A 26777-nucleotide genomic window follows, 5' to 3' on the forward strand; every position below is an offset into this window, starting at 1 on the left:
CCTCACGGGGCCGTTTCCATTTTCAGCGTGCCAGCAGCTGGTTGAGCTTCTGCTGCGCGAACTCCTCGTTCGTCGTGCCGTCCGCGGCCTTGGCGCCCCAGAAATCGGCATTCCACTTGATCGCCTTCTTCTCGACTTCCGGGCTGTTGGTCCAGTAGTCGCGCAGCTTCGGATCGGCCGCAGCGTAGACGCGCGAGGATGGCAGCGCCACGCTGGTGGCTTCGGCCACGCGTGCAGCACGCTGGGCGTCCAGGCGGTACGACAGCAGCTGCAGGACGGCCTCGGGATGCGGCGCATTCTTCGGGATCGAGAAGAAGTCGTAGTAGGTGAAGGCCTGGTCCCAGGTCAGTTCCAGCGGCGCGTTGGCGTCTTCCTTCTTCAGCCTTGCGACGGGACCGCTGTACGACAGGCAGGCCGAGGCCTCGCCGTCGAGCAGCAGCTGCGGCGCCTGCGAGTTGGTCAGCCACCACTTCACCACATGCGGCTTGATCTGCGCAATCTTGCGCAAGGCGCGGTCGAAATCGACCGGATAGAGCTTGTCGGGTGCGACCCCGTCGGCCAGCAGCGCCGACTCGAACACGAAGCGCGACCACTGCGGCAGGCAGCGCTTGCCGGGAAAGTCCTTCACGTTCCAGAAGTCGGCCCAGGTCCTGGGGTACCTCTTGGACGGGAACGCGTCCTTGTTATAGACCAGTGCCACGCCGATCACCTGCAGCGCCACCCCCTTGGGACGCACCGCTTCCTTGGGCAGCGACGCGACGGTCTTCTGCGCTTCGGGCGAGAGCCTGGCGTAGTCGATCTCGGCCAGGTAGGGGTCAAGCAACCGCACCTCCTGGTCGAAGATGAAGCCCAGGTCCCATTCGGTGCGCCTGGCTTCCACCTGCGCCTTGATGCGCGGGCCGCCGCGGGCCTCTTGCACCGTGAGCACCTGGATGCCCGTTTCCTTGGTGAAGGGGTCGTACACCAGCCGGCGCAGCGCCTCGCCGTAGGTGCCACCCGGGTCCTGGATCACGACTTCCTTGGGCTGGCTCCAGACGCTGCCGGCGCCGCAAAGCGAACCCAGCGCAAGGGCAATGGACAGCAGCGTCTTCATGGGGCGACGGCGGGATGCCGCGGCGCGATTCTTCTTCATGGAATTCCTTCTGTGGAAACGGGGAAACAAGGGATGGATCAATGAGGCGTGCGGCGCGCGGACCAGGCCGCGCGCGCCAAGAAGAGGCCCACGAGGATCAGCGCCACCTCGAAGGTGGCGACCACTGCGGGCACGGGGTCGAGCTTGTAGTTGACGTTGCCCCACAGCCGCAGCGGCAGCGTGGTCATGCGCGAACCGCTCAGAAACATCGCGAACACGAGGTCGTCGAAGGAATGCAGGAAAGCGAAGAAGGCCGCCGCGGCCATGCTTGGCCCGATGGCCGGCAGCGTGACGAAGCGGAACACCCGCAGCGGCGATGCGCCATGCACGGCGGCCGCCTGCTCCTGACGCACGTCCACCGACTGCAGCGCGGCCGCGACGATCACCAGCACCAGCGGGATGCCGCCGATGGCATGCGCGGCAGCCAGGCCCCAGACCCCGCCGACCAGATCGGCCCGCAGGAACAGGCTGTAGAGCGACAGGCCGAGCACCACGCCGGGCACGATCAGCGGGCTCACGAGAAAGGTCATCCACGCCGACTTGCCGGGCAGCGACGAACGCACGAGCCCCAGTGCGGCGGTGGTGCCCAGCAGCACCGAGATCAGCGTGGCCAGCACCGCCACCTGGGCGGACGTCATCAATGACGCGAGCCACACCGGATCGGCCAGGAACTTGACGTACCAGCGCAGCGAATACGACGGCGGCGGAAAGCTCATGTAGACCGCGTTGCTGAAGGAAATCAGCGCGCCCACACCGATGGGCAGCAACAGCGTGAGCAGCGCAAAGGCTGCCAGCGCGCGCGACACGAGGCGTGCGGGCAAGGCCGGGATGCGGCCGAGTGCGCGCAACAGCGGCCAGCCCAGTGCGTCCGCCAGCCGCGCGGCCAGCGCCGCGCGCCACCTTGCCGCGCGCGACGGTGGCCGCACCTCGCGCGCGCCCACCGGCGTGGCGCGCTGGCCACCCCAGATGAACTCGAAACCCAGGAAGCGACCCGCCACCCCCACGACGGCCAACGTCACGGCCAGCAGCACGGCGGCCAGGGCCTGCAGAAAACCGCCACTCGCCAAAAAGTCGGCCTGCTGCGTGATGTGCATGGCGAACATCTGGTCGCCCGGTCCGCCCAGCAGCGAGGGCGTGATGAAGAATCCCAGCGCGGAAATGAACACGAGCAGCAGGCCGGCCAGCAAGCCCGGCAGCGTCAGCGGAAAGACGACGCGCCAGAACGCCGCGAGCGGCCCGGCGCCGCTGGCCGCGGCGGCGCGCTGCACCAGAGGGTCCAACCGGGCCAGGCTGCCCAGCACGGTGAGCACCATCAGCGGCAGCAGCACGGCGCTGATGGAGATCAGCACCGAGGCGCGGTTGAAGATCAGCGGCAGCGGCGCGTCGATCAGGCCCACGCCGAGCAGCAGTTTGTTGATGGGGCCGTTGCGGCCCAGCAGCACCATCCAGGAGTAGGTCCGGATCAGCACCGAAATGAAGTACGGCAGCACGATGGCCGCCAGCAGCGCCAGCCGCCACAGGCCTTGGGCGCAGTGCACCAGCAGCGCCGTCGGGTAACCGAACAGCGCGCACAGCAATGCCACCGTCGCCGCGATGCCAAAGGTGCGCACCAGCGAGTCCCAGTACAGCGGCACGGCGAACACGCGTGCGAAATAGGACAGCCCGGCATCGCCTGCCACGCTCAGCCGCAGCAGATCGATGAGCGGCAGCACATAGAAGAGTGCGAGAAAGGCGAGCGCCGGCAGCAGCAGCCAGGCCGGATTGCGCAGCACGGCGCCGCGCCCCGCGCGTGTCCATCGCACGCCGAGGACCGTCGCTGCCGTCACTGCAGCACCCAGGCGTCGCTGGCGCGCCAGTGCAGATGCACCGGTTGCCCGACCACGGGACGCAGCGCGTCCAGCGGGTCCAGACAACGCACCTGCACCGTGCCGCCGTCGGGCAACCGCGCATCGATGCGCAGGATCTCGCCCAGGAACACGGTCGACACCACGGTCGCCACCAGCGACCCCGGTGTACCTGCGGGCACCAGCGCCATGCGCTCGGGACGCACCAGCACCTTCACCGCACGGCCTGCGGCCAGGGCCGGGTCCGCGTGTTGTGCCTCAAAGCGGTGGCCGGCCCGGCTTTCCAGCACGGCGTGGTCTTGCCGGGCCTCCAGCACCGTCGCGTCAAGCAGGTTCGACTCGCCCACGAAGCGCGCGACGAAGTCGCTGGCGGGCGCGCGGTACAGCGTGGCGGGCGTACCCAATTGCACGATGCGGCCGTGGTCGAGGACCGCGATGCGATCACTCAACGCCAGGGCCTCGCCCTGGTCGTGCGTGACGAAAACGATGGTGGTGCCCAGCGTGCGGTGCAGCGCGCGAATCTCGATCTGGATCGCTTCGCGCAACCGCCGATCGAGCGCACTCAGGGGCTCGTCCATCAGCACCACGCGCGGCCTTCGCACGATGGCGCGCGCAATGGCCACGCGCTGCTGCTGGCCACCGCTGAGCTGTGCCGGCTTGCGCGATGCGTGTTCGCCCATGTGCAGCAACTCCAGCGTCTCGCCGACGCGGCGTGCGCTCTGCGCCCGTCCGAGACCTTCCATGCGCAGCGCAAACGCGACGTTCTGCGCGACGCTCATGTGCGGGAACAGCGCGTAGTGCTGGAACACCATGCCGAAGCCGCGCCGATGGGGCGGCAGGTCGCGCACCGAACGCCCATCGACCAGGATGTCGCCCTCGTCGATCGGCGAGAAGCCCGCCACAGCGGCGAGCAACGTGCTCTTGCCACTGCCGCTCGGCCCGAGGAGCGTGACGAACTCCCCGGGTTCGATGGCCAGGTCGACGTCGTCGACGGCGGCCACACGGCCGAAGCGGCGGCTCACGCCGCGCAGGTCGATACGGCTGCCCAGCGTGGTGGCGCGCGAGCCGGCGATGGAGGCCGGCTCGTCGTGGGACGCCGCAGCCATGCTGCGCAGCGATACGGGAAGTACAAGGGAACTCATGGGGAACCGGTCGGGATGGCGGCGACAAGAAGATGCAAAGCCCGTGACCTTAGGGCGCCGGCCGACAGCGGGCAACGACGCATTCCGAGGATCGATATGCAGGAACTCCCACCATCGCAAGACACGCAGGGCCATGCGGTCTCCAGATCAGCAAGCGCGCAAATCGTCGCTTCCTGTCTACGCTGCGCTCAGCCGCTCAGCGCTGCTGGCCCCACTTGCGCACGGTCAGCCGCTCGAGCGTTGCGAAGCCCAGGCTCTCGACCGCCAGCCCGATGAGCACCACCATGGCCAGCCCGGCGAAGACCCGGTCGGTGTAGAGCTCGTTGCGGTTCTGGAAGATGTACCAGCCCAGTCCGCCTTTGCCCGACGATGCGCCGAAGACGAGCTCGGCAGCGATCAGCGTGCGCCAGCCGAAGGCCCAGCCGATCTTCAGCCCCGAGAGGATCGCCGGCAGGGCCGCCGGCACGAGGATCTGCAGCACGTACCGCAGGCCCTTCAGGCCGTAGTTGCGGCCTGCCATGCGCAGCGTCTCGGGCACGCCCTGAAAGCCGGCGTAGGTGTTGAGCGCCATCGGCCAGAGCACGGAGTGGATCAGCACGAACACCAGGCTGCCGCGCCCCAGGCCGAACCACAGCAAGGCCAGCGGCAGCAGTGCAATGGCCGGCAGCGGATTGAACATCGACGTGAGCGTGCCCAGCAGGTCGCGGCCGATCTGCGTCGACACCGCCAGGGTGGTGAGCCCGAACGCCAGGAGCACGCCCGCCAGGTAGCCCTGCAGCAGCACGCCCAAGGAGATGCGCACCTTCTCGATGAGCTCGCCGGAGGCCAGCCCTTCCACCAGTGCGCGGGCAGTGGCGGTGAAGGTAGGCAGCAGCAGATCGTTGTCCTGCCAGCGTGCCGCGAGTTCCCAGAGCACGGCCAGGATCGCAAGGATCAAGCCCTTGCGCACCCAGCCCTGCGCCCAGAGCCGCGCGCCCAGCGGCAATGCGCGTTCGACCGGAAGCTCGGTGAAGGGCTCCAGCCTGCGTTCGTATTCGGGACGCACCGGTGGATGGAGTCCGCTCATGCCGTGGTGCCCTCTTCCTCGAACAGCATGTGATGGATGCGCTGTGCAGTGGCCTGGAATGCCGTGCCGCCCAGGCTTTCGAGCGTGAAGTCGTGGCTGTTGATTTCCGCACGCATGCGGCCCGGATGGGGCGACAGCAAGGCGATGCGGTTGCCCACCACCAGCGCCTCCTCGATCGAGTGCGTGACGAACAGCAGCGTGAAGCGCACCTCGTCCCAGAGCGCGAGCAATTCCTCCTGCATCTTGCGGCGCGTGAGCGCATCGAGCGCGGCAAAGGGCTCGTCCATCAGTAGCACCCGGGGCTGCATCGCGAGTGCGCGCGCAATCGCCACGCGCTGCTTCATGCCACCTGAAAGCTGGTGCGGATGCACGTCGGCGAACTTCGCGAGGCCGACCTTGTCGAGGTAGTGCAGCGCACGTTCGGCCGCTTCCTTGCGGCCCAGCGTGCGCGAGGCCAGCAAGGGGAACATCACATTCTGTTTGACGGTCTTCCAGGGCGGCAACTGATCGAATTCCTGGAACACCACGATGCGGTCCGGTCCGGGCGCCGTCACGGCGCGGCCGTCCAGCCGGATCTCGCCTTCGACCGGCGCGATGAAGCCGCCCACCGCCTTGAGCAAGGTGGACTTGCCGCAGCCCGAAGGCCCGAGCAACACGAAGCGATCCGCCTCGTGCACGTCGAAGCTCACCCGGTGGGTGGCACGCACCACACGCTCGGGCGTGCGGTATTCGAGGCTGACGGCGTCGACCTGGAGCAGCGCGACGTGCGGCGCCGCGCCCGGACGCGCGAGATCCGGCACACCGTGCGGCCGGCCTTGCCGGGCCACCGGTGCAACCGTCTGCACGCGGGTTGGTGCAGCAGCGCGAAGCAGGGGAAAGCTGAAGGTCAACTCAATTTCCCAAGGCGTTGTGCGCGTCGTCGAAGAAGTAATCCTTCGCCGACGCCGGCTTGTTCTTGATGGCGCCCACGCGGTGCATGAACTCCGCAAGCGCATAGGTGTTCTGCGGCGCGGTCTTGAACTGCACCTCGGGGTTCTTGATGATCTTCAGCAGAAGCTCCCGGTCGAGCTTCGCGTTGCTCACCTTGAGGTAGATGTCTGCCGCCTTCTCAGGATTGGCCGTGACGAACTTCGCAGCTTCGTCGAGCGCGTCGACGAACGCCTTGTATGTCTTCGGATTCTCGCTGCGGAATTTCTCGGTGGCGTACAGCACCGTGGCCGACGAGGGACCGCCGAGCACGTCATAGGACTTCAGCACCACGTGCGCCTGCGGGTTGCCTGCCAGTTCCTGCTCCTGGAACGGCGGGTTGCCGAAGTGGCCGGTGATCTCGGTGCCGCCCTTGATGATCGCCGCTGCGGCGTCGGGGTGCGGCAACGCCACGCTGATCTTGTCGAGCCGGTTGAAGTCCTTGTCGCCCCACAGCTTGGCCGATGCCAGCTGCAGCACCCGCGACTGCACCGACACGCCCACCGCCGGCAGCGCAATGCGGTCCTTCTCGGTGAAGTCGGCGATCGTCTTCACATTCGGGTTGTTGCTCACCAGGTAGTAAGGAAAGTTGCCCAGCGACGCCACACCCTTGACGTTCTGGCGGCCCTTGGTGCGATCCCACAGCGTGAGCAACGGGCCGACGCCTGCGCCCGCAATCTCGATGTTCCCCGACAGCAGCGCGTCGTTGACCGCGGAGCCGCCCGACAGCTTGACCCACTCGACCTTGGCATCAACGCCCGCCGCCTTGGCGTGCTTCTCGATGAGCTTCTGCTCCTGCGCCACATTGAGCAGCAGGTAGACGATGCCGAATTGCTCGGCAATGCGGATCTGGCCCTCGGCGTGGGCGGGCAGGCTGCCGAAGGCGAGACCCAGGCCAGTGATGAGGGCGATGGAGGTGCGGCGAAAGATGTTCATTGGAGATGGCGCAGAGAAATCAGAAAGGCGTGTCGCCCTGGATGGTCGTTCGGTTCAACCTGCGGCGCAGGTGATCGGGGGTACCGGCCGCCAAGTGCATGAGCGAGCGGTTGTCCCAGAACACCAGGTCATGGGGTTTCCAGACATGGCGGTAGATGAATTCCGGTTTCACGCTGTGCGCGAACAGCTCGGCCAGCAGGGCGTCACCCTCTTCCTTGGGCAGGCCGACGATGCCGGTCGTGAAATGCTCGCTCACGAACAAGGCCTTCCTGCCCGTTTCGGGGTGCGTACGGACCACCGGCTGCACGGCGGGTGCGACCTGGTCGATCTGCGCCTGCGACAGCTTCGGGCGCCAGGGATTCTTGGCGCGCAGCGCCTCGTACTTGGCCAGATAGCTGTGCTCCGCCTTCAGTGGCAGGATGCGCTGCTGCAGTTCGGGGCTGAGCGCGTCCCAGGCCAGGTGCTGGTCGGCGAACAGCGTGTCGCCGCCTTCGGCAGGCAGTTCCTGGGCATGCAGCAGCGAGCCGAGGCTGGGCTGCGGCTTGTACGAAATGTCGGAATGCCAATAGACGCCCGCATCGCCCAGGCCAATGGGCTGCCCCCCCTCCTTGATGTTCGAGACGATCAGGATCTCTGGATGCCCCGGCAGCTGGAACTGGTGCAGCACATGGATCTCCAGCGGGCCGAAGCGGCGGCTGAACGCCACGTGCTCGGCCGGAGAAATGCGCTGGTCGCGAAACACCAGCACGTGGTGATCGAGATGGGCGCGGTGGATGCGCTGGAAGTCCACCTCGGCAAGGGGCTGCGACAGATCGAGGCCGACAACTTCGGCACCCACGGGCGCGGCGAAAGGCAGGACCTTGAAGTCCTGCGTGCGCGCCGTGCCGGATGGGGCGGAATGCGAGGGCGCGAGCGAAGCGGGCGAAACAGGCATGGGGGACAAGGTCGATAGCGCTGCATCTGCAGCAAGCCTGTCACTCTAGGGGGATCACCTTCAATCTGAAACGAATGCTTCGTTGCTTGCTTATAAGGAATCTGTCCAAACAAAACCTTGTCGCAACCAGCCGGACGCGCCGCGGTTTGAAAGGGGGCCGCACGCCGCAGCGGTCCCCCTTCCCTCAGCCCTCATTCAGGCCGCCCGCCGCTGCCCCGCCAACCGCCGCACCACCGCCACCAGCCGGTCGATCTCGTCGAAGGTGTTGTAGAACGCCAGCGAAGGCCGCACCGTGGTCTCGACGCCGAAGCGCCGCAGGATCGGCTGGGCGCAATGGTGGCCCGTGCGCACCGCAATGCCTTCGTCGTTGAGCGCATGGCCCACTTCTTCCGTGCTGTAGCCGGCCAGCACGAAGGACATCACGCTCGCCTTGTCGTCGGCCGTGCCGATCAGCCGCACGCCCTGGATCGCGCCGAGCTGCTGCATGCCGTAAACGAGCAACTCATGCTCGTAGCGCGCGATGTTCTCGATGCCGACCTTGTTCACATAGTCGATCGCCGCGCCCAGGCCCACCGCATCGGCGATGTTGCCGGTGCCGGCCTCGAACTTGTTGGGGATCGGCTGGAACACCGTCTTCTCGAAAGTGACGTCGGCAATCATGTTGCCGCCGCCCTGCCAGGGCGGCATGTCTTCGAGCACCGCTCGCTTGCCCCAGACCACGCCGATGCCGGTCGGGCCGAACACCTTGTGGCCGGAGAACACGAAGAAATCGGCACCCAGGTCCTGCACGTCCACGCGCATGTGCGAGACCGACTGGGCTGCGTCGACCAGCGCCTTGGCGCCCGCGCGATGCGCCAGTTCGACGATCTCCTTGACGGGCACGACCGTGCCGAGCGCGTTGGACACCTGCGTGACGGCGACGATCTTGGTGCGGTCGTTGAGCAGCTTGCGGTATTCGTCGAGCAGCACCTGACCCGAATCGTCGACTGGAATCACGCGCAGCTTCGCACCCTTGGCGGCGGCGAGCTGCTGCCACGGCACGATGTTGGCGTGGTGTTCCAGGTTCGACACGATGATCTCGTCGCCCTCGCCCACATGCTGGCCGCCCCAGCTCTTGGCCACCAGGTTGATGGCCTCGGTGGTACCGCGCACGAAGATCACTTCTTCGACTTCGGGCGCGTTGATGAACTTGCGGACCCGCTCACGTGCACCTTCGTAGGCGTCGGTGGCGCGGGCTGCGAGCTCATGCGCGGCGCGGTGGATGTTCGAATTCTCGTGCGCGTAGAAGTGGCTGATGCGATCGATCACCGACTGCGGCTTGTGCGTGGTGGCCGCGTTGTCGAACCACACGAGCTGCCTGCCGTTGACCCGCTCCTGCAGGATCGGGAAGTCGCGCCGCACGGCGTTCACATCGAAGGGCTGGCGCTGGCCTTCGGTGGCCTTGGGCACATCGCCATGCGGTGATGGCTTGGCAGGCGTGACGTAGCCGCTGGGCAGCACGACGGCATCGACGAAGTAGAACTGCGCATCGCGGCCCGAGGGGCTCGACGATGCCGAAGGTGGCGTGGGCGGCGAAGCAGGCTGCTGCACGGGTGGCAAAGCCACGCCGGCGAACGGGTCTTGAATCTGCACGCCATCGGCTGCGCCCGCTGGTTGGCCGTAGCCGTTGTTCAAGAAATAGAACGGCGATGCGGCAACGGCCGACTGCGGTGCCACGGGTGCAATCTGCTGCTGTGGCACGCCCAGCACGGTGCTGCCCGAACGCGGCTCGAAGGCTGGCGCCACGGAGTACACGGTGTCAGGCACGCCGTTGCCCGCCACCGCGTGCGGCAGCAAGGCCGGTGCGCGGTTGGCCAGCGATGGCAGTTGAGTGGGCGACGCCGGTAGCAGGTTGGCACCTGGAATCTGCCCCTGCGGAATCGGCGTGCCCGGCACACTCGGTCCGAAGCCGGCCGGGCTCACCAGCGGCGAGCCCGGCGGCGCGATGTTGGACGGAAACTGCGCGCCCGGCACCAGCCCGCTCGCGACGCCGGGCATCGAGGACGGCGGCGTGCCTGGCAGCGCAGCGAACATGGCGTTGGCCATGCGCGCGAGGACGGCCGGATCGAACGGCGCCTCGCCCGCCAGCGACGACGCTGACGGCGACGGAATGGAAGGTGTACTCACCGCGACGTCTTACTTGTAGGTGTCCAGCACGGAATAGTCGTGGTAGCGATTGATCTCCACGTCGTCGAGCACAGCCAGCGCATCGCTGGTCAGCACCGCGAGCGAGCAGTACTGCGAGATCAGGTACGACGCGATCGCGTGGTTGTTGATGCCCATGAAGCGCACCGACAGACCTGGACCCTGTTCGCCCGACAGACCCGGCTGGAACAGACCGACCACGCCCTGGCGCTTGTCACCCACGCGCAGCAGCAGGATCTTGCTCTTGCCGTCGGCCACCGGCACCTTGTTCGACGGGATGAGCGGAATGCCGCGCCACGTGATGAACTGCGAGCCGAACAGGCTCACAGTCGGCGGCGGCGTACCGCGACGCGTGGCTTCGCGGCCGAAGGCGGCAATGGCCAGGGGATGCGTCAGGAAAAAGGCGGGCTCCTTCCACACCTTGGTCAGCAGCTCGTCGAGGTCGTCGGGCGTGGGCGCGCCGGTCAGCGGGAAGATGCGCTGTTCATCGGTGACCTGGGCCAGCAGGCCGTAGTCGGGGTTGTTGATGAGCTCGCTCTCCTGGTTCTCCTTGATCGTCTCGATCGTCAGGCGCAGCTGTTCCTTGATCTGGTCGTGCGGGCTGCTGTAAAGGTCGGAGATGCGGGTGTGCACGTCGAGCACGGTGCTCACGGCGTTCAGGAAGTGCTCGCGCGGGTTTTCTTCGTAGTCGACGAAGGTGCGCGGCAGCTGGTTTTCGCTTTCCTTGGCGGTGCAGACGACCTTGATGTCGCCCGGATTCTTGACCTTGTTGACGCGGTAGATGCCGGCTTCCACCGGCACCCATTGCAGCAGGTGCGTCAGCCAGCGCGGGCTGATGGTCTCCAATTGGGGGACGGTCTTGGTGGCATTGGCCAGCTGGCGTGCGGCGTTGTCGCCAAGGGCGGTGGTGCCGCCGACTGTTGCGCTCATGGAGAACTCCGTGGGTCAAAAAACAAAGAGAGATTGGCCGGGAGTGTCCGGCGAGCCAGGGTTTCCCCTCAACAGGCTATAGCCGCCAAGTTGATGCGTCTGGCCGCTCGGGATTGCTCCAACTGTTCGCATCGCGCCAGCAGGCCGGCGCCATTGACCCCGAGCGCCAGCGCCAGTTTCTGCGCGGTGACGATCGACGGGATCACATTGCCGCGCTCGATCTCGCCCACATACGAGCGGTTGAGATCGGAGCGCTCGGCCAGCTGCTCCTGCGACCAGCCGCGCCCCTCGCGCAATTGCCGCACGGCCAGGCCGAAGTCCTTGACGAAGGCCTTCATGCCGGCACCTTGGGTGCCTTCTGCAGGCTGGCCTGCGTGACGCTGGCACCCGGCGCCACGTCGTCGGTGATCCAGACGTTGCCGCCGATGGTGGCGCCCTTGCCAAGCGTCACCCGGCCCAGGATCGTGGCACCGGCATAGATCACCACATCGTCCTCGACCACGGGATGGCGCGGCAGGCCCTTCTGCAGCACGCCATGGCCATCTACCGGAAAGCGCTTGGCACCCAGCGTCACGGCCTGGTAGACGCGCACACGCTCGCCGATGACCGCCGTCTCGCCAATCACGACGCCCGTGCCGTGGTCGATGAAGAAACCCGCACCGATCCGTGCGCCAGGGTGGATGTCGATGCCGGTCTGTCCATGCGCCAGCTCGGCCACGATGCGCGCGAGCAGGGGCAGCTCGAGCCCGTAGAGCGCGTGCGCCAGGCGATGGTGGATCATGGCCAGCACGCCTGGGTAGCACAGCAGCACCTCGTCCACGCTGCGCGCCGCCGGGTCGCCGTGGAAGGCCGCCAGCACGTCGGTGTCGAGCAGCCGGCGCAGACCCGGCAGCGCGCGGGCAAAGCGGCGCACGACCTCGGTCGCCTGTGCCTGCACCTGTGTCGGGACGTGAACGGTCTCGGTCGTATCGCGCCGGGCGTTGAAGGTCAACTCCAGAAGGACCTGTGCATACAGCGCGTGCAAGGCGGCGTCCAGGGTATGGGCGACGTAGAAATCCTCGCTTTCGTGGCGCAGGTCCGGCGGGCCGAGCCGCATGGGAAACAGCACACCCTTGAGCCCCTCCAGGATGCCGGCCAGGGCATCGCGCGATGGAAATTCGCGTCCCCCGGGTTCGCGCGAGCGCTTTTGCCGATCACGCCATTCGTCGCGCACAGCATGCAGCGCACGCGCGACCTCTCCCACTTCAAAATCTGCCATGACAACGCCCTTGGCTCGGTTCAGTCCTGGATCCAGGGCAGCCCGTGAAAGCGCCAGCCGTCGGCCCCCCCGCGCTGCCGCTTGTCGTCGATCTCCCCTTCGAACCCTTCGAGGACGTTGAACACGTGCGCGAAGCCGGCCTTGGCCGCGGCTTCTGCCGCCAGCGCTGACCGTTTTCCGCTGCGGCACAGCAGCAAAACGACCGCCTCCTTGCCGCCTTCGGCGGCCACCTTGGCTTCCAGCTCACGAACAAAGCGCGGGTTGCGCGTGAGCGCCGTGCCGGTCGCCCAGGCCACATGGCGGCTGCCAGGCACTTCGCCGACGAACTTGCGTTCCTCGGCGGTGCGCACATCCACCAGTACGGCCTGGCCGTCCTGCACCAGTTGCCATGCCACGGCCGGCAACACACCGCCGGCATACGGCAGGCCGTCCTGTGCAGCGAGAGCCTGTGCCGCTTCCAGCGCGGCGGGCAGCGTTATTTCTTCCTGTTCGACAGGCATGTTCGATTCCTTGGGTCAGAGGCGCCTGCTGGCGATGACCATCAATGTAGAAGCATGGAAACCGAACTCAAACAACCGAAAAGTCGATTCTTACAAACCAATTCATCTAAGAGCACGCCAGCCTTTTGCACCGCCTCTCTCGCCCCCACCCGCACGCGATGTGACGGGAACTGGTCACGAATTCACATGACCGACTTACTATTTTCATTCGTGTCACATATGCATTGGAAAAGAGGCAAGAATTGCCCGGAGACATGCACAGGCCACCATTGAATTACCTTTCAAATTGAACGAATGAAGCCATTTCATTTCCGGGCGGGCGTCAGTGTCGGCTCTTTATTGAATGGAATTCCAGTTCCTGTTTGCCCGGTAGGCCAGATGCAACGAATTGACGGTCCTTTGACCGATCGCACCTTCCACCCATAACAACCGGGCATACCATGAGCATCAGCACGAGCAACACAGTTCAAAGCGAAGTCGACGAGCGCACCAATCTCACCAGCAGCAATAAGCTGGAACTGCTGCTGTTTCGACTCGGCGCGTCGCAGCAATCGGATCGGCGCGAGCTGTTCGGCATCAACGTGTTCAAGGTGCGAGAGATCCTCGTGACGCCGACCATCACAGCGGTCGCAGGCTCATCGGCCCATATGCTGGGCGTGACCAATATCCGGGGTCAGCTGATGCCGGTGATCGACCTGTCCGGTGCAGTCGGATGCGTACCCACCCAAGGACGCAACATCCTGCTCGTGACGGAATACGCACGGTCGACCCAGGCGTTTGCCGTCGAAGAGGTGGACGAAATCGTGCGGCTCGACTGGAGCCAGGTCCTGTCTGCAGAGGGCAGCACGTCGGCCAGCGGACTGATCACCAGCATTGCCCGGCTGGACGGCGACACCCACGACACGCGGTTGGCGCAGGTTCTGGACGTTGAGCAGATTCTGCGCACCGTGATGCCACATCCCGACGAGGACTCGAAAAATGACGAGGTCGACGTGAGGGTTCAACTGCGCCCCGGCTCGGTGATCCTTGCGGCGGACGATTCGATGCTCGCCCGCTCCCTGATCGAGCACGGACTCACGGAGATGGGCGCGGCCTACGAGATGACGAAGTCCGGCAAGGAAGCCTGGGAGCGTCTCGAGGCCATCGCCAAGGCTGCGGAAGCCGAAGGCAAGACCGCGGCAGAAAAAATCGCGCTGGTCCTGACCGATCTGGAAATGCCCGAAATGGACGGCTTCACCTTGACACGAAAAATCAAGGCGGACCCCCGTTTTTGCTCGATCCCGGTGGTCATCCACTCATCGCTCACGGGCGCGACGAACGAGATCCACGCCAAGCGGGTTGGGGCGGATGCCTATGTCGGCAAATTCGTCGCGCAGGAACTGGCCGAAACCATCGAGCGCATGCTGCTCGCCACACGAAAGTAAGGCAGGTAAGGCAAATGCAGCCTGACCCTCGCATGGCCGCCAGACCGCCTCAGCGCGGCCCGGCTGCGGCCAGCGCCTGATCCAGATCGGCCAGCAGATCGTCGATGTGCTCGATGCCCACGGACAGGCGCACGGTGTCTTCCGTGACGCCTGCGCGCGCCAGTTCGTCGGGCGACAACTGCCGGTGTGTGGTTGAGGCCGGATGCGTGGCCAACGAACGCACGTCGCCAATATTCACCAGGCGCGTGAAGAGCGCCAGCGCGTCCAGGAACTTCGCGCCACCCTCGCGGCCGGTGCCGATGCCGAACGTCAGCACGCCGCTGGACTTGCCGCCGAAATACTTTTGGGCCAGCGCATGGTCCGGGTGGTCTTCCAGCGCCGCGTAGTTCACCCACTTGACCGCCGCACTCTTCTTCAGGTGGCGGGCGACAGCCAGCGCGTTGCTGCTGATGCGGTCCATGCGCAGCGCCAGCGTCTCGATGCCCTGCAGGATCAGGAAGGCATTGAAGGGTGAGATGGCCGCGCCGGTATTGCGCAGCGGCACCACGCGCGCGCGGCCAATGTAGGCCGCCGGACCCAACGCCTCGGTGTAGACCACGCCGTGGTAGCTCGGATCGGGTTCGTTCAGCCGCTTGAAGCGCTCCTTGTGCTTGGCCCAGGGAAACTTGCCCGAATCGACGATGGCGCCGCCGATGCTGGTGCCGTGGCCGCCCAGATACTTGGTGAGCGAGTGCACCACGATGTCGGCGCCGTGCTCGATGGGCCGGCTCAGGTACGGCGACGGCACCGTGTTGTCGACGATCAGCGGCACGCCGTGGCGATGCGCGATCTCGGCGATGGCCGCGATGTCGGTCACGTTGCCGGCAGGGTTGCCGAGCGACTCCACGAACACCGCCTTGGTCCTTTCATCGAACAACGGTTCGAAGCTGGCCGGATCGCGGTGGTCGGCGAAACGCGTCGTGATGCCGAACTGCGGCAGCGTGTGCGCGAACAGGTTGTAGGTGCCGCCATAGAGTGCGGTGCTGCTGACGATGTTGTCACCAGCCTCCGCGATGGTCTGGATGGCGTAGGTCACGGCCGCCTGACCCGACGCCAGCGCCAGCGCGGCGATGCCGCCCTCGAGCGCTGCCACGCGTTGCTCGAGCACGTCCTGCGTCGGGTTGTTGATGCGTGTGTAGATGTTGCCCGGCACCTTCAGGTCGAACAGATCGGCACCATGCTGCGCGCTGTCGAAGGCATAGGCCACCGTCTGGTAGATCGGCGGCGCGACGGCCCGTGTGGTCGGCTCGGGCGAATAGCCGGCATGCACCGACAGGGTCTCGAATTTCCAGTTCTTGAGGCTCATGGACACGTACTCCGAAAGAAGACGCCACGGTAGCGCTGCGCGAAAATTCAGAATACGAATAAAAATGCGTCTGCATATGCGAAATACGTCTAACAGCTGCGATGCCGCCGTCAAACCGCCCCTGCCAACCATCGGCCACGCCCGGTCGGCCTGAACGCCTTCAAGGAGGCAGTCCGCGCCTCGTTAAACTCCGCGCCTCAATCCCAACCAAACCAAGGAGCGTTCCCATGCCTACCACCCCCTCCGGCCTGCAGTACGAAGACACCGTTGTCGGCGACGGCGCCGAAGCCAAGGCTGGCCAGCACGTGCACGTGCACTACACCGGCTGGCTCTACAAAGACGGTGTGCAGGGCGCCAAGTTCGATTCCAGCCGTGACCGCAACGACCCGTTCGCCTTCTCGCTGGGCGCCGGACAGGTCATCAAGGGCTGGGACGAAGGCGTCGCCGGCATGAAGATCGGTGGCCAGCGCACCCTCATCATCCCGGCCGCGCTCGGCTACGGTGCCCGCGGTGCTGGCGGCGTCATTCCGCCGAACGCCACGCTCAAGTTCGACGTCGAACTGCTCGACGCGCATTGAGAGATTGGCTCGCCCCCAGGCTTGCTCGCTTCGCGTAGCCGCCACCCCCCCTGCTGGGGGCAACTCCAGCGGCCTGGCGAAGCCAGTTCCGCGGTGTTCCTGGCGCAGGCAGGCGCAGGATGAGGCGAATTCAGTGTTTCCCGCCAGCGGCTTGATCAGCCGCATTTTTTTGCCTTGAAAACCCTGCCGGCAGCCCCAGATAACCCGTAATCCCTAGTTTTTCGGCCCATTCCAATGGTTTTTGAGCATGTCAGACCCTAAAAATCCAGAAATGAACCCGCAGACCCTGCAGGGCGAACCCAGCCCGGAGGAACTCGAAGCCGCGCAATTCGCCAACGAGGCCGATGCCCAGGTCGCATTGGCACAGGCCCAGTCCGAAATCGCCGCGCTCCAGGCCAAGAATGCCGAACTGAACGACCAGTACCTGCGCGGCCAAGCCGACGTGCAGAACGCCCGCCGCCGCGCGGACGAAGACGTGAGCAAGGCGCGCAAGTTCGCCGTCGAGTCCTTTGCGGAGAGCCTGCTGCCCGTCACCGACAGCCTGGAAGCAGGCCTGGCGATCCAGGACGCGACACCCGAGCAGATCCGGGAAGGTGCGGAAGCCACGTTGCGCCAGCTCAAGAGCGCACTGGAGCGCCACAAGGTGATCGAGATCGCACCCGCTGCGGGCACGAAGTTCGATCCACACCAGCATCAGGCGATCTCGGTGGTGCCGGCTCCGGGCCAAGACGCCAACACCGTCGTGAGCGTGCTGCAAAAGGGCTACACCATTGCCGAGCGCGTGCTGCGCCCCGCACTGGTGACGGTCAGCGCCCCGAGCTGACGCACAGCAAATTCACAGGAAATCCCCGCTTCATCCCTTGAATCGCGCTGGGTTATCCACAAGTTCACAACAACATTTTTTTCGCATTCAGGAGAACACTCATCATGGGCAGAATCATCGGCATCGACCTGGGCACCACCAACTCGTGCGTCTCGGTCATGGAAGGCAACACCACGCGTGTGATCGAAAACTCGGAAGGTGCGCGCACCACGCCATCGATCGTCGCGTACCAGGAAGACGGTGAAGTGCTGGCAGGCGCCTCGGCCAAACGCCAGGCGGTGACCAACCCCAAGAACACGATCTACGCGGTCAAGCGCCTGATCGGCCGCAAGTTCACCGAGAAGGAAGTGCAAAAGGACATCGACCTGATGCCCTACAGCATCGTCAAGGCCGACAACGGCGACGCCTGGGTCGAAGTGCGCGGCAACAAGCTGGCACCCCAGCAGGTGAGCGCCGAGATCCTGCGCAAGATGAAGAAGACCGCCGAAGACTACCTCGGCGAAGCCGTGACCGAAGCCGTGATCACGGTGCCGGCCTACTTCAACGACAGCCAGCGCCAGGCCACCAAGGACGCGGGCCGCATCGCGGGCCTGGACGTCAAGCGCATCATCAACGAGCCGACCGCAGCGGCCCTGGCCTTCGGCCTGGACAAGCAGGACAAGGCCGACCGCAAGATCGCCGTGTATGACCTGGGCGGCGGCACCTTCGACGTGTCGATCATCGAAATCGCCGACGTCGACGGCGAAAAGCAGTTCGAAGTGCTGTCGACCAACGGCGACACCTTCCTGGGCGGCGAAGACTTCGACCAGCGCATCATCGAATACATCATCACCGAGTTCAAGAAGGACCAGGGCGTCGACCTGAGCAAGGACGTGCTCGCACTGCAGCGCCTGAAGGAAGCTGCGGAAAAGGCCAAGATCGAGCTGTCCAACAGCGCGCAGACCGACATCAATCTGCCTTACATCACGGCGGACGCGAGCGGCCCGAAGCACATGAACGTCAAGCTCACGCGCGCCAAGCTGGAAAGCCTGGTCGACGAGCTGATCGAGCGCACCATCGCGCCCTGCCGCACGGCCATCAAGGACGCCGGCGTGAGCGTGTCGGACATCAACGACGTGATCCTGGTCGGCGGCATGACCCGCATGCCCAAGGTGCAAGAGAAGGTCAAGGAGTTCTTCGGCAAGGAGCCGCGCAAGGACGTGAACCCGGACGAAGCCGTGGCCGTGGGCGCTGCCATCCAGGGCCAGGTGCTTTCGGGTGACCGCAAGGACGTGCTGCTGCTGGACGTGACCCCGCTGTCGCTGGGCATCGAGACGATGGGCGGCGTGATGACCAAGATGATCACGAAGAACACGACCATCCCGACGAAGTTCGCGCAGACCTTCTCGACGGCCGAGGACAACCAGCCGGCCGTGACCATCAAGGTGTTCCAGGGTGAGCGCGAAATCGCCTCGGCCAACAAGGCGCTGGGCGAGTTCAACCTCGAGGGCATCCCGCCCGCATCGCGCGGCACGCCGCAGATCGAGGTGAGCTTCGACATCGACGCCAACGGCATCCTGCACGTGGGCGCCAAGGACAAGGGCACCGGCAAGGAAAACAAGATCACCATCAAGGCGAACTCGGGCCTGTCGGAAGACGAGATCCAGCAGATGGTGAAGGACGCCGAGCTGAATGCGGCCGAGGACAAGAAGAAGGTCGAGATCGTGCAGGCGCGCAACCAGGGCGAGGCCATGGTGCACAGCGTGAAGAAGTCGCTCGGCGAGCATGGCGCGAGCCTGGAAGCGGCCGAGAAGGACGCGATCGACGCTGCGATCAAGGACCTCGAGGAAACCCTCAAGGGCGAAGACAAAGCTGCGATCGAGGAAAAGACCAACACGCTGATGGCAGCCAGCCAGAAGCTCGGCGAGAAGATGTACGCCGACGCACAGGCCTCTGCCGGCACGGCAGGGGCCGGCGGCCCTGGTGCCGGTGCTGGCCCGCAAGCTGCTAGTGCTCCGGCCGACGACAACGTGGTCGACGCCGAAGTCAAGGAAGTCAAGAAGGGCTGATCCCCTCGCTTGACCTGAGGCTGGACCACCGACGGAGGTGATCCAGCCTTTTCCGTTTCCGGACATCGTCCTTTTCGACCACCGCGACCACCGACCATGGCCACCAAACGCGACTACTACGAAACCCTCGGCGTTCCCAAGAACGCCAGCGAGGAAGAGATCAAGAAGGCTTATCGCAAGCTTGCGATGAAGTACCACCCCGACCGCAATCAGGGGGACACCACGACCGAGGCCAAGTTCAAGGAGGCCAAGGAGGCCTACGAAATGCTGTCGGACGCGCAAAAGCGCGCGGCCTACGACCAGTACGGCCATGCCGGCGTTGACCCGAACATGCGCGGCGGACCCGGCGCGGACGGTTTCGGCGGTTTCGCCGAAGCTTTCGGCGACATCTTCGGCGACGTGTTCGGCGGCGCGCGCGGCGGCCGACAGAGCGGCGGGCGCCAGGTGTTTCGCGGCAGCGACCTGAGCTACGCGATGGAAATCACGCTCGAAGAGGCGGCCGAGGGCAAAGACGCCCAGATCCGCATTCCGAGCTGGGACGAGTGCGGCACCTGCCACGGCTCCGGCGCCAAGGCCGGCACCAAGCCCATCACCTGCACCACCTGCCACGGTCAGGGCGCCGTGCAGATGCGCCAGGGGTTCTTCAGCGTGCAGCAGACCTGCCCCCAGTGCCACGGCACCGGAAAGATCATTCCCGAACCTTGCACGACCTGCAACGGCCAGGGCAAGATCAAGAACAACAAGACGCTTGAGGTCAAGATTCCCGCGGGCATCGACGACGGCATGCGCATCCGCAGCACCGGCAACGGCGAACCGGGTACCAATGGGGGGCCACCCGGCGACCTCTACATCGAGATCCGGCTGAAGAAGCACGACATCTTCGAGCGCGAAGGCGACGACCTGCACTGCGTCGTGCCGGTGCCCATGACCACGGCTGCGTTGGGGGGTGAGATCAACGTGCCCACGCTCAAAGGCGCGGCGGCCATCGATATTCCCGAAGGCACGCAAAGCGGCAAGCAGTTCCGTTTGCGGGGCAAGGGAATCAAGGGCGTGCGCGGGAGCTACCCGGGCGACCTGTACTGCCACGTGCGCGTGGAGACGCCGGTCAAGCTCAGCGAGCATCAGCGCAAGCTGGTCAAGGAGCTCGACGAGTCGCTCAAGAAGGGCGGCAACAAGCACAGTCCGACCGACAAGGGTTGGTTCGACAAGGCAAAGGAATTCTTTACCTGATAGTCTGTATCGGCCGGTGTGGCCCGAGAACGTGCAAAGGGCGGCCGAGGGTCGCCCTTTTTCGTTGGCGATGCACGGTCTGCACCTGCTCGCGCTTGCGGTGGAACTTTGAAAGTGAGCCAGCATTCCTACTCAGTTAGAGGCTTCACGGGCTCGGTCTTTGCTTTATGCTGACTGCACGGTTGGTGATCAGGGGAGTTTTATTCACGGCTTGCCGCCGAGCGCTGGCACTGTTGGACAAACGATGCAGGCACGGCGGCAGGCTGATCCGGGACTCGTTCCCGTTTGACTCGAGAGAGGTGTCTCTATGGATGTCATGAGCAATTTCGCGGCCCGCTACGAACGCACGCGGCAAGAGGTTTTGTCCCTGGAGGACTACCTCGCCATCTGCAAGCGCGATCCGCTGGCCTACGCCACATCCGCCGAGCGGATGCTCAAGGCGATCGGCGAGCCCGAACTGGTCGACACGCGCAACGACACGCGCCTGTCGCGCATCTTCTCCAACAAGGTCATCAAGATCTATCCGGCCTTCAAGGAGTTCTACGGCATGGAGGACGCCATCGAACAGGTGGTGTCCTATTTCCGCCACGCCGCGCAGGGCCTCGAGGAAAAAAAGCAGATCCTCTACCTGCTGGGGCCCGTCGGTGGCGGCAAGAGCTCGATCGCCGAGCGGCTCAAGCAGCTCATGGAACAGGTGCCGTTCTATGCCATCAAGGATTCGCCAGTCAACGAGTCGCCGCTGGGCCTGTTCGATGCGGCCGAGGATGGCGAGATCCTCGAGAAGGAATACGGCATTCCGCGGCGCTATCTGCAGCGCATACTGTCGCCGTGGGCGGTGAAGCGGCTCGAAGAATATGGCGGCGACATCCGCAAGTTCCAGGTCGTCAAGCGCTACCCGTCGGTGCTGCGCCAGATCGGTGTCGCCAAGACCGAGCCGGGCGACGAGAACAACCAGGACATCTCTTCACTGGTCGGCAAGATCGACATCCGAAAGCTCGAAACGTACGCGCAGGACGACCCGGACGCGTACTCCTATTCGGGCGGCCTGTGCCTGGCGAACCAGGGGCTGCTGGAGTTCGTGGAGATGTTCAAGGCGCCGATCAAGGTGCTGCACCCGCTCCTGACGGCCACGCAGGAAGGCAACTTCAAGGGGACCGAAGGCTTCGGTGCAATTCCCTTCGACGGCGTGGTGCTGGCCCACTCCAACGAAAGCGAATGGAAGGCATTTCGCAACAACAAGAACAACGAGGCCTTCCTGGACCGCATCTACATCGTCAAGGTGCCCTACTGCCTGCGTGTGTCCGAAGAGATCAAGATCTATGAGAAGCTGGTTCGAACGTCGTCGCTGGCACAGGCGCCGTGCGCGCCCGGCACACTGCGCATGATGGCCCAGTTCTCGGTCCTCACGCGCCTGAAGGAGCCGGAGAATTCGAGTCTCTTCAGCAAGTTGCAGGTGTACGACGGCGAAAGCCTCAAAGACACCGACCCCAAGGCCAAGTCGCTGCAGGAATACCGCGACTATGCGGGCGTGGACGAAGGCATGAGCGGCGTGTCGACACGCTTCGCGTTCAAGATCATTTCCAAGGTCTTCAATTTCGACAGCACCGAGGTGGCCGCCAATCCCGTGCATTTGATGTACGTGCTGGAGCAGCAGATCGAGCGCGAGCAGTTCCCGGCCGAAACCGAACAGAAGTACCTCGCGTACATCAAGGAGCAGCTGGCGGCGCGCTATGCCGAATTCATCGGCAAGGAGATCCAGACTGCCTATCTCGAAAGCTACAGCGAGTATGGCCAGAACATCTTCGACCGCTATGTGACCTATGCCGACTACTGGATCCAGGACCAGGAGTACCGCGACGTCGACACGGGCGAGGTGTTCGACCGGGTCTCGCTCAACGGCGAACTTGAAAAGATCGAGAAGCCGGCGGGCATTTCGAACCCGAAGGACTTCCGCAACGAGATCGTCAATTTCGTGCTGCGCGCACGGGCCGGCAACGCAGGGCGCAACCCGGCGTGGACCAGCTACGAGAAGCTGCGCACGGTGATCGAGAAGAAGATGTTCTCCAACACCGAAGAGCTGCTGCCAGTCATCAGCTTCAACACCAAGAGCAGCGCCGACGAACAGAAGAAGCACCAGGACTTCGTGGCGCGCATGGTGGAGAAGGGCTACACACCCAAGCAGGTGCGCCTGTTGTGCGAGTGGTATCTGCGGGTACGCAAGAGCTCATGAACACGCACATTCCCAGCCTGCACGCAGGTCGTGCCTCCCGTTTCGAAGCCGGCTGAAGCCGAACGCAAGGTTGAGTCCATGGCCATGCTGCAACAGATCATCGATCGGCGCTTGTCAGGCAAGAACAAATCGATCGGCAACCGGGAGCGCTTCCTGCGGCGCTACCGCGGGCAGATCCGCGAGTCGGTGCGGCGGGCGATCAGCGGGCGCAGCATCCGGGACCTTGAGAAGGGCGAGGACATCACGCTGCCCAAGCGCGACGTGTCCGAGCCGGTGTTTGGCCATGCACCCGGCGGCAACCGCGAGTACGTGCATCCGGGCAACCAGGAATATCTCAAGGGCGACCGCGTGGCCCGGCCGCCGGGCGGTGGCGGGGGTGGCCAGGGCAATGGCGAAGCCGGTGACGGCGGCGAAGGGGAAGACGACTTCGTCTTTCGCCTGACCCGCGAGGAGTTCATGCAGGCCTTCTTCGAAGACCTGGCACTTCCGCACCTCATTCGCACGCAGCTGGCCGAAGTGCCGGAATGGAAGAGCCACCGCGCCGGCTTCAAGAGCGACGGCAACCCGAGCAGCCTGCACGTCGTGCGCTCGATGCGCGGCGCCCTGGCGCGGCGCATCGCCCTGGGCGGCGATGCACGCACCGAACTGCGGCAGCTCGAAGCCCAACTGCTCGCGCTGCAACAGCCGCCCGATGCCGACACGGCCACGGTGCGCGAACAGGTCGCGGCGATCGAAGCCCGGATTGCGGAACTGCGCCGCACCGCGCGTCATGTGCCCTACATCGACCCGATCGATCTGCGCTACCGCAACCGCGTGCGCGTGCCTGTACCCAGCGCCAAGGCCGTGATGTTCTGCCTGATGGACGTCTCGGGTTCGATGGACGAGGCGCGCAAGGACATGTCCAAGCGCTTCTTCATGCTGCTCTATCTGTTTCTCACCCGGCATTACGAGAAGATCGAACTGGTCTTCATCCGCCACCACACCCAGGCCCAGGAGGTCAATGAAGAAGACTTCTTCCATGCCAAGGAAACCGGCGGCACCGTGGTATCGAGCGCCCTGGTGCTGATGGACGAGATCATCCGCGCACGCTACCCGAGCGGCGAATGGAACATTTATGGCGCGCAGGCGAGCGACGGCGACAACTGGCATCAGGACAGCGGCCGCTGCCGTCAGTTGCTCGACGAATCGATCCTGCCAATGGTGCGCTACTACGCCTACGTGCAGGTGGCCGATGCCGAGCAGAACCTGTGGCACGAATACGCACAGCTTCAGGGCATGCGCCCCAACTTCGCGATGCGCAAGGTCGCCGGCGCACACGACATCTATCCCGTGTTCAGAGAGCTGTTCAAGAAGGAAGGGGTCCCCGCATGAGCGAACTGCTGCTGGAGCGCGCTGCGCAAACCTTGCCGAGTCCTTCGGACTGGACCTTCGAGCTGATCGAGACCTACCACGCCGAAATCGCGAAAACCGCAAAATCCTTCGGCCTGGACACCTATCCGAACCAGCTCGAGATCATCACGGCCGAGCAGATGATGGACGCCTACGCGAGCGTGGGCATGCCAGTGATCTACCGACACTGGTCCTACGGCAAGCAGTTCATCTCCACCGAGAAAAACTACCGGCGCGGCCACATGGGGCTGGCCTACGAGATCGTCATCAATTCCGACCCGTGCATCTCCTACCTGATGGAGGAAAACACGATGGCCATGCAGGCGCTGGTCATCGCGCATGCGGCCTATGGGCACAACAGCTTCTTCAAGGGCAACTACCTGTTTCGCATGTGGACGGACGCGTCGTCGATCATCGACTACCTGGTCTATGCGCGCCACTACGTGAGCGAATGCGAGCAGAAGCACGGCGTGGATGCGGTCGAGGAACTCCTCGACTCCTGCCACGCGTTGATGAACTATGGTGTCGACCGGTACCGTCGTCCGCAGAAGCGCTCCCTCGCGCAGGAGATCAGCCAGCGCGCGGAGCGCGAGCACCACCTGCAGCAGCAGGTCAACGACCTCTGGCGCACGCTGCCGCGACGCAGCGAGGCCGTGGCCGAAGCAGACGCCAAGCGCCGCTTTCCCGCTGAGCCGCAGGAAAACCTTCTCTATTTCATCGAGAAGAATGCGGCCTTGCTCGAACCCTGGCAACGCGAGATCGTGCGCATCGTCCGCAAGGTGGCGCAGTACTTCTACCCCCAACGCCAGACCCAGGTGATGAACGAAGGCTGGGCGACCTTCTGGCACTACACCCTGCTCAACACGATGTACGACCGGGGCCTGCTGGCCGACGGCTTCATGATCGAATGGCTGCGCTCGCACACCAGCGTCGTCCATCAGCCCGCGGTGGGGCAGCGCGGCTACAGCGGCATCAATCCGTATGCACTGGGCTTTGCGATGTTCACCGACCTGCGCCGCATCTGCGAGAAACCAACCGAGGAAGACCGGCGCTGGTTCCCCGACTTTGCGGGCAGCGACTGGCTCAAGACGCTCGACCACGCCATGCGCAACTTCAAGGACGAGAGCTTCATCGGCCAGTTCCTGAGCCCCAAGACCATGCGCGACTTCCGCCTGTTCGCAGTACGCGACCATGCGAGCGAGACTGACCTGGAGATTTCCGCGATCCATGACGACGCGGGTTACCAGGCGTTGCGCGAATCGCTGTCGCGCCAGTACGACATCAGCGCGCGCGAGCCCGACATTCAGGTGTGGAACGTCGACCTGCGCGGCGATCGTGCGCTGACGCTGCGCCACGTGCAACGCAACCAGATGGCGTTGCGGGAAGACGCGCAGGAGGTGCTCAAGCACGTGGCCCGGCTCTGGGGCTTCGACGTGCATCTGGAGAGCATCGACGACCAGGGCCGCGTGTCGATGCGCAAGACGGCAACCGCAGCCGCGCAGTGAGGAACGGCGGTTCTCAGGCCGTGGGAACCACCAGGGCCGCGCGTGCCCGCAACGCGCTCTCGCGCACGTGGCAGCCTTCCACATGGTCGTTGACCAGGCCCATCGCCTGCATGAACGCATAGCAGGTGGTCGGCCCGACAAAGGTCCAGCCACGCTTCTTCAGGTCTTTGGACATGGCGATCGACCCGGTTGTGGTGGTAAATGCCCGCAGCGCGGCAGAGGTGACCTGCGCTGGCCGGTCGCTCGCCGCAGGCTCGAAGCGCCATGCGTAGGCCGCCAGCGAGCCGAACTCCGCACGCAATTCGAGCACGCGTGCGGCGTTGTTGATGGTCGATGCGATCTTCCCGCGATGCCGCACGATGCCGGCATCCGCCAGCAGGCGCGCCACGTCGGCGTCGTCGAACCGGGCCACCTGCTGCGCATCAAAGTTGGCAAAGGCGTTGCGAAAGTTCTCCCGCTTGTTGAGGATCGTCAGCCAACTCAACCCCGACTGAAATCCCTCCAGGCAGATCTTCTCGAACAACCGGCGGTCGTCGATGACAGGGAAGCCCCACTCATGGTCGTGGTAATGCGCGTAGGCCGGCGTGGCCGCGCACCAGCGGCAGCGCGCCTGCCCGTCTTCGCCGGCAAAAAGGCCCTCTGCGAGGTCGGCCGGATCCTTCGGTGTGACCGGCGTGTTCAACCGGCGTCGCTCACACGCACCAGCGCCTCGATGGCCAGCGGATAGCCCTTGACACCCAGCCCGACGATGATGCCGCGCGCGGCGGGCGAGATGTACGAATGGTGGCGGAATTCCTCGCGGGCGTGCACGTTCGAGATATGCAGTTCGATCAGCGGCACGCTCGCACCCTTGATCGCATCGTGCAGCGCGATGGACGTGTGGGTGTAGGCGCCAGGATTCATCACCACCCCGAGCATGCGCCCGGCGGCAACTTCGCGGCCGGCTTCGTGGATCCAGTCGATCAGGAAGCCTTCGTGGTTCGATTGCCGGCATTCGATCTCGACGCCGAGTCGGGCGCCTGCTTCCTGGCACATGCGCTCGACATCGGCCAGGGTTTCGTGGCCGTACTGCGCGGGTTCGCGCGTGCCGAGCAGGTTGAGATTAGGGCCGTTGAGTACGAGTATTTTCTTCATGTCATCGCTCCGAGGGAGGGTCATCTTATAGTGCTTATAGTGGGCGTATCTGCAGCCCCCGCAACCCTCAAGATACTTCAAGACATGAAAACCAAAGCCGCCGTCGCCTGGCAAGCAGGCCAACCACTGACCATCGAAACCGTCGACCTCGAGGGGCCGAAGTTCGGCGAGGTGCTCGT

The 26777-nt window shown here is 64.8% G+C and carries 23 protein-coding genes; 8 read left to right on the forward strand and 15 right to left on the reverse strand.

The genetic code is table 11. The features are described from left to right. Positions 1-22 precede the first annotated feature (22 nt). The 12 genes from J2W36_RS08090 to J2W36_RS08145 all read right to left on the reverse strand — a co-directional run bounded on the left by J2W36_RS08090 (position 23) and on the right by J2W36_RS08145 (position 12892). Positions 23-1132: an ABC transporter substrate-binding protein gene (locus tag J2W36_RS08090; protein ID WP_307689187.1), complete on the reverse strand. Its 1110-nt coding sequence runs from the start codon at positions 1130-1132 to the stop codon at positions 23-25. Positions 1133-1170: 38 nt separating this feature from the next. Further along, positions 1171-2958, reverse strand: a complete 1788-nt coding sequence (locus J2W36_RS08095; protein WP_307689188.1) for an ABC transporter permease subunit — start codon at positions 2956-2958, stop codon at positions 1171-1173. Then, positions 2955-4118: an ABC transporter ATP-binding protein gene (locus J2W36_RS08100; protein WP_307689189.1), complete on the reverse strand. Its 1164-nt coding sequence runs from the start codon at positions 4116-4118 to the stop codon at positions 2955-2957. The genes J2W36_RS08095 and J2W36_RS08100 overlap by 4 nt, the downstream gene beginning before the upstream one ends. Positions 4119-4314: 196 nt before the next feature. Further along, a complete protein-coding gene (locus tag J2W36_RS08105; RefSeq protein ID WP_307689190.1) occupies positions 4315-5184 on the reverse strand; it encodes an ABC transporter permease in 870 nt (289 codons plus the stop codon). Further along, positions 5181-5984 (reverse strand): ABC transporter ATP-binding protein, encoded by an 804-nt coding sequence (locus tag J2W36_RS08110; RefSeq protein WP_307689220.1) that lies wholly within the window; start codon positions 5982-5984, stop codon positions 5181-5183. The genes J2W36_RS08105 and J2W36_RS08110 overlap by 4 nt, the downstream gene beginning before the upstream one ends. A gap of 91 nt (positions 5985-6075) precedes the next feature. Continuing rightward, the gene (locus J2W36_RS08115; protein ID WP_307689191.1) at positions 6076-7086 is read right to left on the reverse strand and encodes an ABC transporter substrate-binding protein; all 1011 of its coding nucleotides are present in this window, start codon (positions 7084-7086) and stop codon (positions 6076-6078) included. A gap of 19 nt (positions 7087-7105) precedes the next feature. Then, complete coding sequence (locus J2W36_RS08120) at positions 7106-8020, reverse strand: TauD/TfdA dioxygenase family protein (RefSeq protein WP_307689192.1); 915 nt, start codon at positions 8018-8020, stop codon at positions 7106-7108. A 195-nt stretch (positions 8021-8215) separates the two neighbouring features. Then, a complete protein-coding gene (locus tag J2W36_RS08125) occupies positions 8216-10186 on the reverse strand; it encodes a family 2A encapsulin nanocompartment cargo protein cysteine desulfurase (protein WP_307689193.1) in 1971 nt (656 codons plus the stop codon). Positions 10187-10195: 9 nt separating this feature from the next. Further along, complete coding sequence (locus J2W36_RS08130) at positions 10196-11134, reverse strand: family 2A encapsulin nanocompartment shell protein (RefSeq protein ID WP_307689194.1); 939 nt, start codon at positions 11132-11134, stop codon at positions 10196-10198. Positions 11135-11202: 68 nt separating this feature from the next. Further along, the gene (locus J2W36_RS08135) at positions 11203-11472 is read right to left on the reverse strand and encodes a helix-turn-helix domain-containing protein (RefSeq protein WP_307689195.1); all 270 of its coding nucleotides are present in this window, start codon (positions 11470-11472) and stop codon (positions 11203-11205) included. Beyond that, positions 11469-12392, reverse strand: a complete 924-nt coding sequence (gene epsC / locus J2W36_RS08140; protein ID WP_307689196.1) for a serine O-acetyltransferase EpsC — start codon at positions 12390-12392, stop codon at positions 11469-11471. The genes J2W36_RS08135 and epsC overlap by 4 nt, the downstream gene beginning before the upstream one ends. Before the next feature lie 20 nt (positions 12393-12412). Continuing rightward, complete coding sequence (locus J2W36_RS08145) at positions 12413-12892, reverse strand: rhodanese-like domain-containing protein (RefSeq protein WP_307689197.1); 480 nt, start codon at positions 12890-12892, stop codon at positions 12413-12415. Between the two features lie 440 nt (positions 12893-13332). Between J2W36_RS08145 and J2W36_RS08150 the strand changes: the two genes are divergently transcribed. Next, positions 13333-14316 carry a chemotaxis protein CheV gene (locus J2W36_RS08150; protein WP_307689198.1) on the forward strand — a complete coding sequence of 328 codons (984 nt, stop codon included), beginning with the start codon at positions 13333-13335 and terminating at the stop codon, positions 14314-14316. 49 nt (positions 14317-14365) lie between these two features. On the opposite strand, the gene J2W36_RS08155 is transcribed toward J2W36_RS08150, so the two are convergent. Beyond that, positions 14366-15661, reverse strand: coding sequence for an O-acetylhomoserine aminocarboxypropyltransferase/cysteine synthase family protein (locus J2W36_RS08155; protein WP_307689199.1), 1296 nt, complete (start codon positions 15659-15661; stop codon positions 14366-14368). A gap of 227 nt (positions 15662-15888) precedes the next feature. On the opposite strand from J2W36_RS08155, the gene J2W36_RS08160 reads away from it, so the two are divergent. The 7 genes from J2W36_RS08160 (at position 15889) to J2W36_RS08190 (ending at position 25464) form a co-directional block, all read left to right on the forward strand. Further along, entirely contained in the window at positions 15889-16239 is a 351-nt protein-coding gene (locus J2W36_RS08160; RefSeq protein WP_307689200.1) for an FKBP-type peptidyl-prolyl cis-trans isomerase, read from the forward strand. 247 nt (positions 16240-16486) lie between these two features. Beyond that, positions 16487-17062, forward strand: coding sequence for a nucleotide exchange factor GrpE (gene grpE / locus J2W36_RS08165; RefSeq protein WP_307689201.1), 576 nt, complete (start codon positions 16487-16489; stop codon positions 17060-17062). A gap of 104 nt (positions 17063-17166) precedes the next feature. Continuing rightward, positions 17167-19110, forward strand: coding sequence for a molecular chaperone DnaK (gene dnaK / locus J2W36_RS08170; protein WP_307689202.1), 1944 nt, complete (start codon positions 17167-17169; stop codon positions 19108-19110). 96 nt (positions 19111-19206) lie between these two features. Beyond that, entirely contained in the window at positions 19207-20340 is a 1134-nt protein-coding gene (gene dnaJ, locus J2W36_RS08175; protein WP_307689203.1) for a molecular chaperone DnaJ, read from the forward strand. A 307-nt stretch (positions 20341-20647) separates the two neighbouring features. Further along, the gene (locus J2W36_RS08180; protein ID WP_307689204.1) at positions 20648-22570 is read left to right on the forward strand and encodes a PrkA family serine protein kinase; all 1923 of its coding nucleotides are present in this window, start codon (positions 20648-20650) and stop codon (positions 22568-22570) included. A 78-nt stretch (positions 22571-22648) separates the two neighbouring features. Further along, positions 22649-23941, forward strand: coding sequence for a YeaH/YhbH family protein (locus J2W36_RS08185; protein WP_307689205.1), 1293 nt, complete (start codon positions 22649-22651; stop codon positions 23939-23941). Continuing rightward, positions 23938-25464 carry a SpoVR family protein gene (locus tag J2W36_RS08190; RefSeq protein WP_307689206.1) on the forward strand — a complete coding sequence of 509 codons (1527 nt, stop codon included), beginning with the start codon at positions 23938-23940 and terminating at the stop codon, positions 25462-25464. The genes J2W36_RS08185 and J2W36_RS08190 overlap by 4 nt, the downstream gene beginning before the upstream one ends. A gap of 13 nt (positions 25465-25477) precedes the next feature. Here J2W36_RS08190 and J2W36_RS08195 read toward each other — a convergent pair whose 3' ends face one another. Continuing rightward, positions 25478-26146: a DNA-3-methyladenine glycosylase I gene (locus J2W36_RS08195; protein ID WP_307689207.1), complete on the reverse strand. Its 669-nt coding sequence runs from the start codon at positions 26144-26146 to the stop codon at positions 25478-25480. Then, entirely contained in the window at positions 26143-26598 is a 456-nt protein-coding gene (gene aroQ, locus J2W36_RS08200) for a type II 3-dehydroquinate dehydratase (protein WP_307689208.1), read from the reverse strand. The genes J2W36_RS08195 and aroQ overlap by 4 nt, the downstream gene beginning before the upstream one ends. Positions 26599-26777: the final 179 nt, after the last annotated feature.

The sequence above is a fragment of the Variovorax ginsengisoli genome, assembly GCF_030811835.1.
Classification (GTDB): domain Bacteria; phylum Pseudomonadota; class Gammaproteobacteria; order Burkholderiales; family Burkholderiaceae_C; genus Variovorax; species Variovorax ginsengisoli_C.

Excerpts from the sequence above, each read along its gene's own strand:
- J2W36_RS08185 (WP_307689205.1), top strand. The coding sequence starts at position 22,649 with ATGGCCATGCTGCAACAGATCATCGATCGGCGCTTGTCAGGCAAGAAC.
- J2W36_RS08145 (WP_307689197.1), bottom strand. The coding sequence starts at position 12,892 with ATGCCTGTCGAACAGGAAGAAATAACGCTGCCCGCCGCGCTGGAAGCG.
- J2W36_RS08150 (WP_307689198.1), top strand. The coding sequence starts at position 13,333 with ATGAGCATCAGCACGAGCAACACAGTTCAAAGCGAAGTCGACGAGCGC.
- J2W36_RS08100 (WP_307689189.1), bottom strand. The coding sequence starts at position 4,118 with ATGAGTTCCCTTGTACTTCCCGTATCGCTGCGCAGCATGGCTGCGGCG.
- epsC (WP_307689196.1), bottom strand. The coding sequence starts at position 12,392 with ATGGCAGATTTTGAAGTGGGAGAGGTCGCGCGTGCGCTGCATGCTGTG.
- J2W36_RS08120 (WP_307689192.1), bottom strand. The coding sequence starts at position 8,020 with ATGCCTGTTTCGCCCGCTTCGCTCGCGCCCTCGCATTCCGCCCCATCC.
- dnaK (WP_307689202.1), top strand. The coding sequence starts at position 17,167 with ATGGGCAGAATCATCGGCATCGACCTGGGCACCACCAACTCGTGCGTC.
- J2W36_RS08135 (WP_307689195.1), bottom strand. The coding sequence starts at position 11,472 with ATGAAGGCCTTCGTCAAGGACTTCGGCCTGGCCGTGCGGCAATTGCGC.
- J2W36_RS08115 (WP_307689191.1), bottom strand. The coding sequence starts at position 7,086 with ATGAACATCTTTCGCCGCACCTCCATCGCCCTCATCACTGGCCTGGGT.
- grpE (WP_307689201.1), top strand. The coding sequence starts at position 16,487 with ATGTCAGACCCTAAAAATCCAGAAATGAACCCGCAGACCCTGCAGGGC.
- J2W36_RS08180 (WP_307689204.1), top strand. The coding sequence starts at position 20,648 with ATGGATGTCATGAGCAATTTCGCGGCCCGCTACGAACGCACGCGGCAA.
- J2W36_RS08090 (WP_307689187.1), bottom strand. The coding sequence starts at position 1,132 with ATGAAGAAGAATCGCGCCGCGGCATCCCGCCGTCGCCCCATGAAGACG.
- dnaJ (WP_307689203.1), top strand. The coding sequence starts at position 19,207 with ATGGCCACCAAACGCGACTACTACGAAACCCTCGGCGTTCCCAAGAAC.
- aroQ (WP_307689208.1), bottom strand. The coding sequence starts at position 26,598 with ATGAAGAAAATACTCGTACTCAACGGCCCTAATCTCAACCTGCTCGGC.
- J2W36_RS08160 (WP_307689200.1), top strand. The coding sequence starts at position 15,889 with ATGCCTACCACCCCCTCCGGCCTGCAGTACGAAGACACCGTTGTCGGC.
- J2W36_RS08130 (WP_307689194.1), bottom strand. The coding sequence starts at position 11,134 with ATGAGCGCAACAGTCGGCGGCACCACCGCCCTTGGCGACAACGCCGCA.
- J2W36_RS08105 (WP_307689190.1), bottom strand. The coding sequence starts at position 5,184 with ATGAGCGGACTCCATCCACCGGTGCGTCCCGAATACGAACGCAGGCTG.
- J2W36_RS08155 (WP_307689199.1), bottom strand. The coding sequence starts at position 15,661 with ATGAGCCTCAAGAACTGGAAATTCGAGACCCTGTCGGTGCATGCCGGC.
- J2W36_RS08190 (WP_307689206.1), top strand. The coding sequence starts at position 23,938 with ATGAGCGAACTGCTGCTGGAGCGCGCTGCGCAAACCTTGCCGAGTCCT.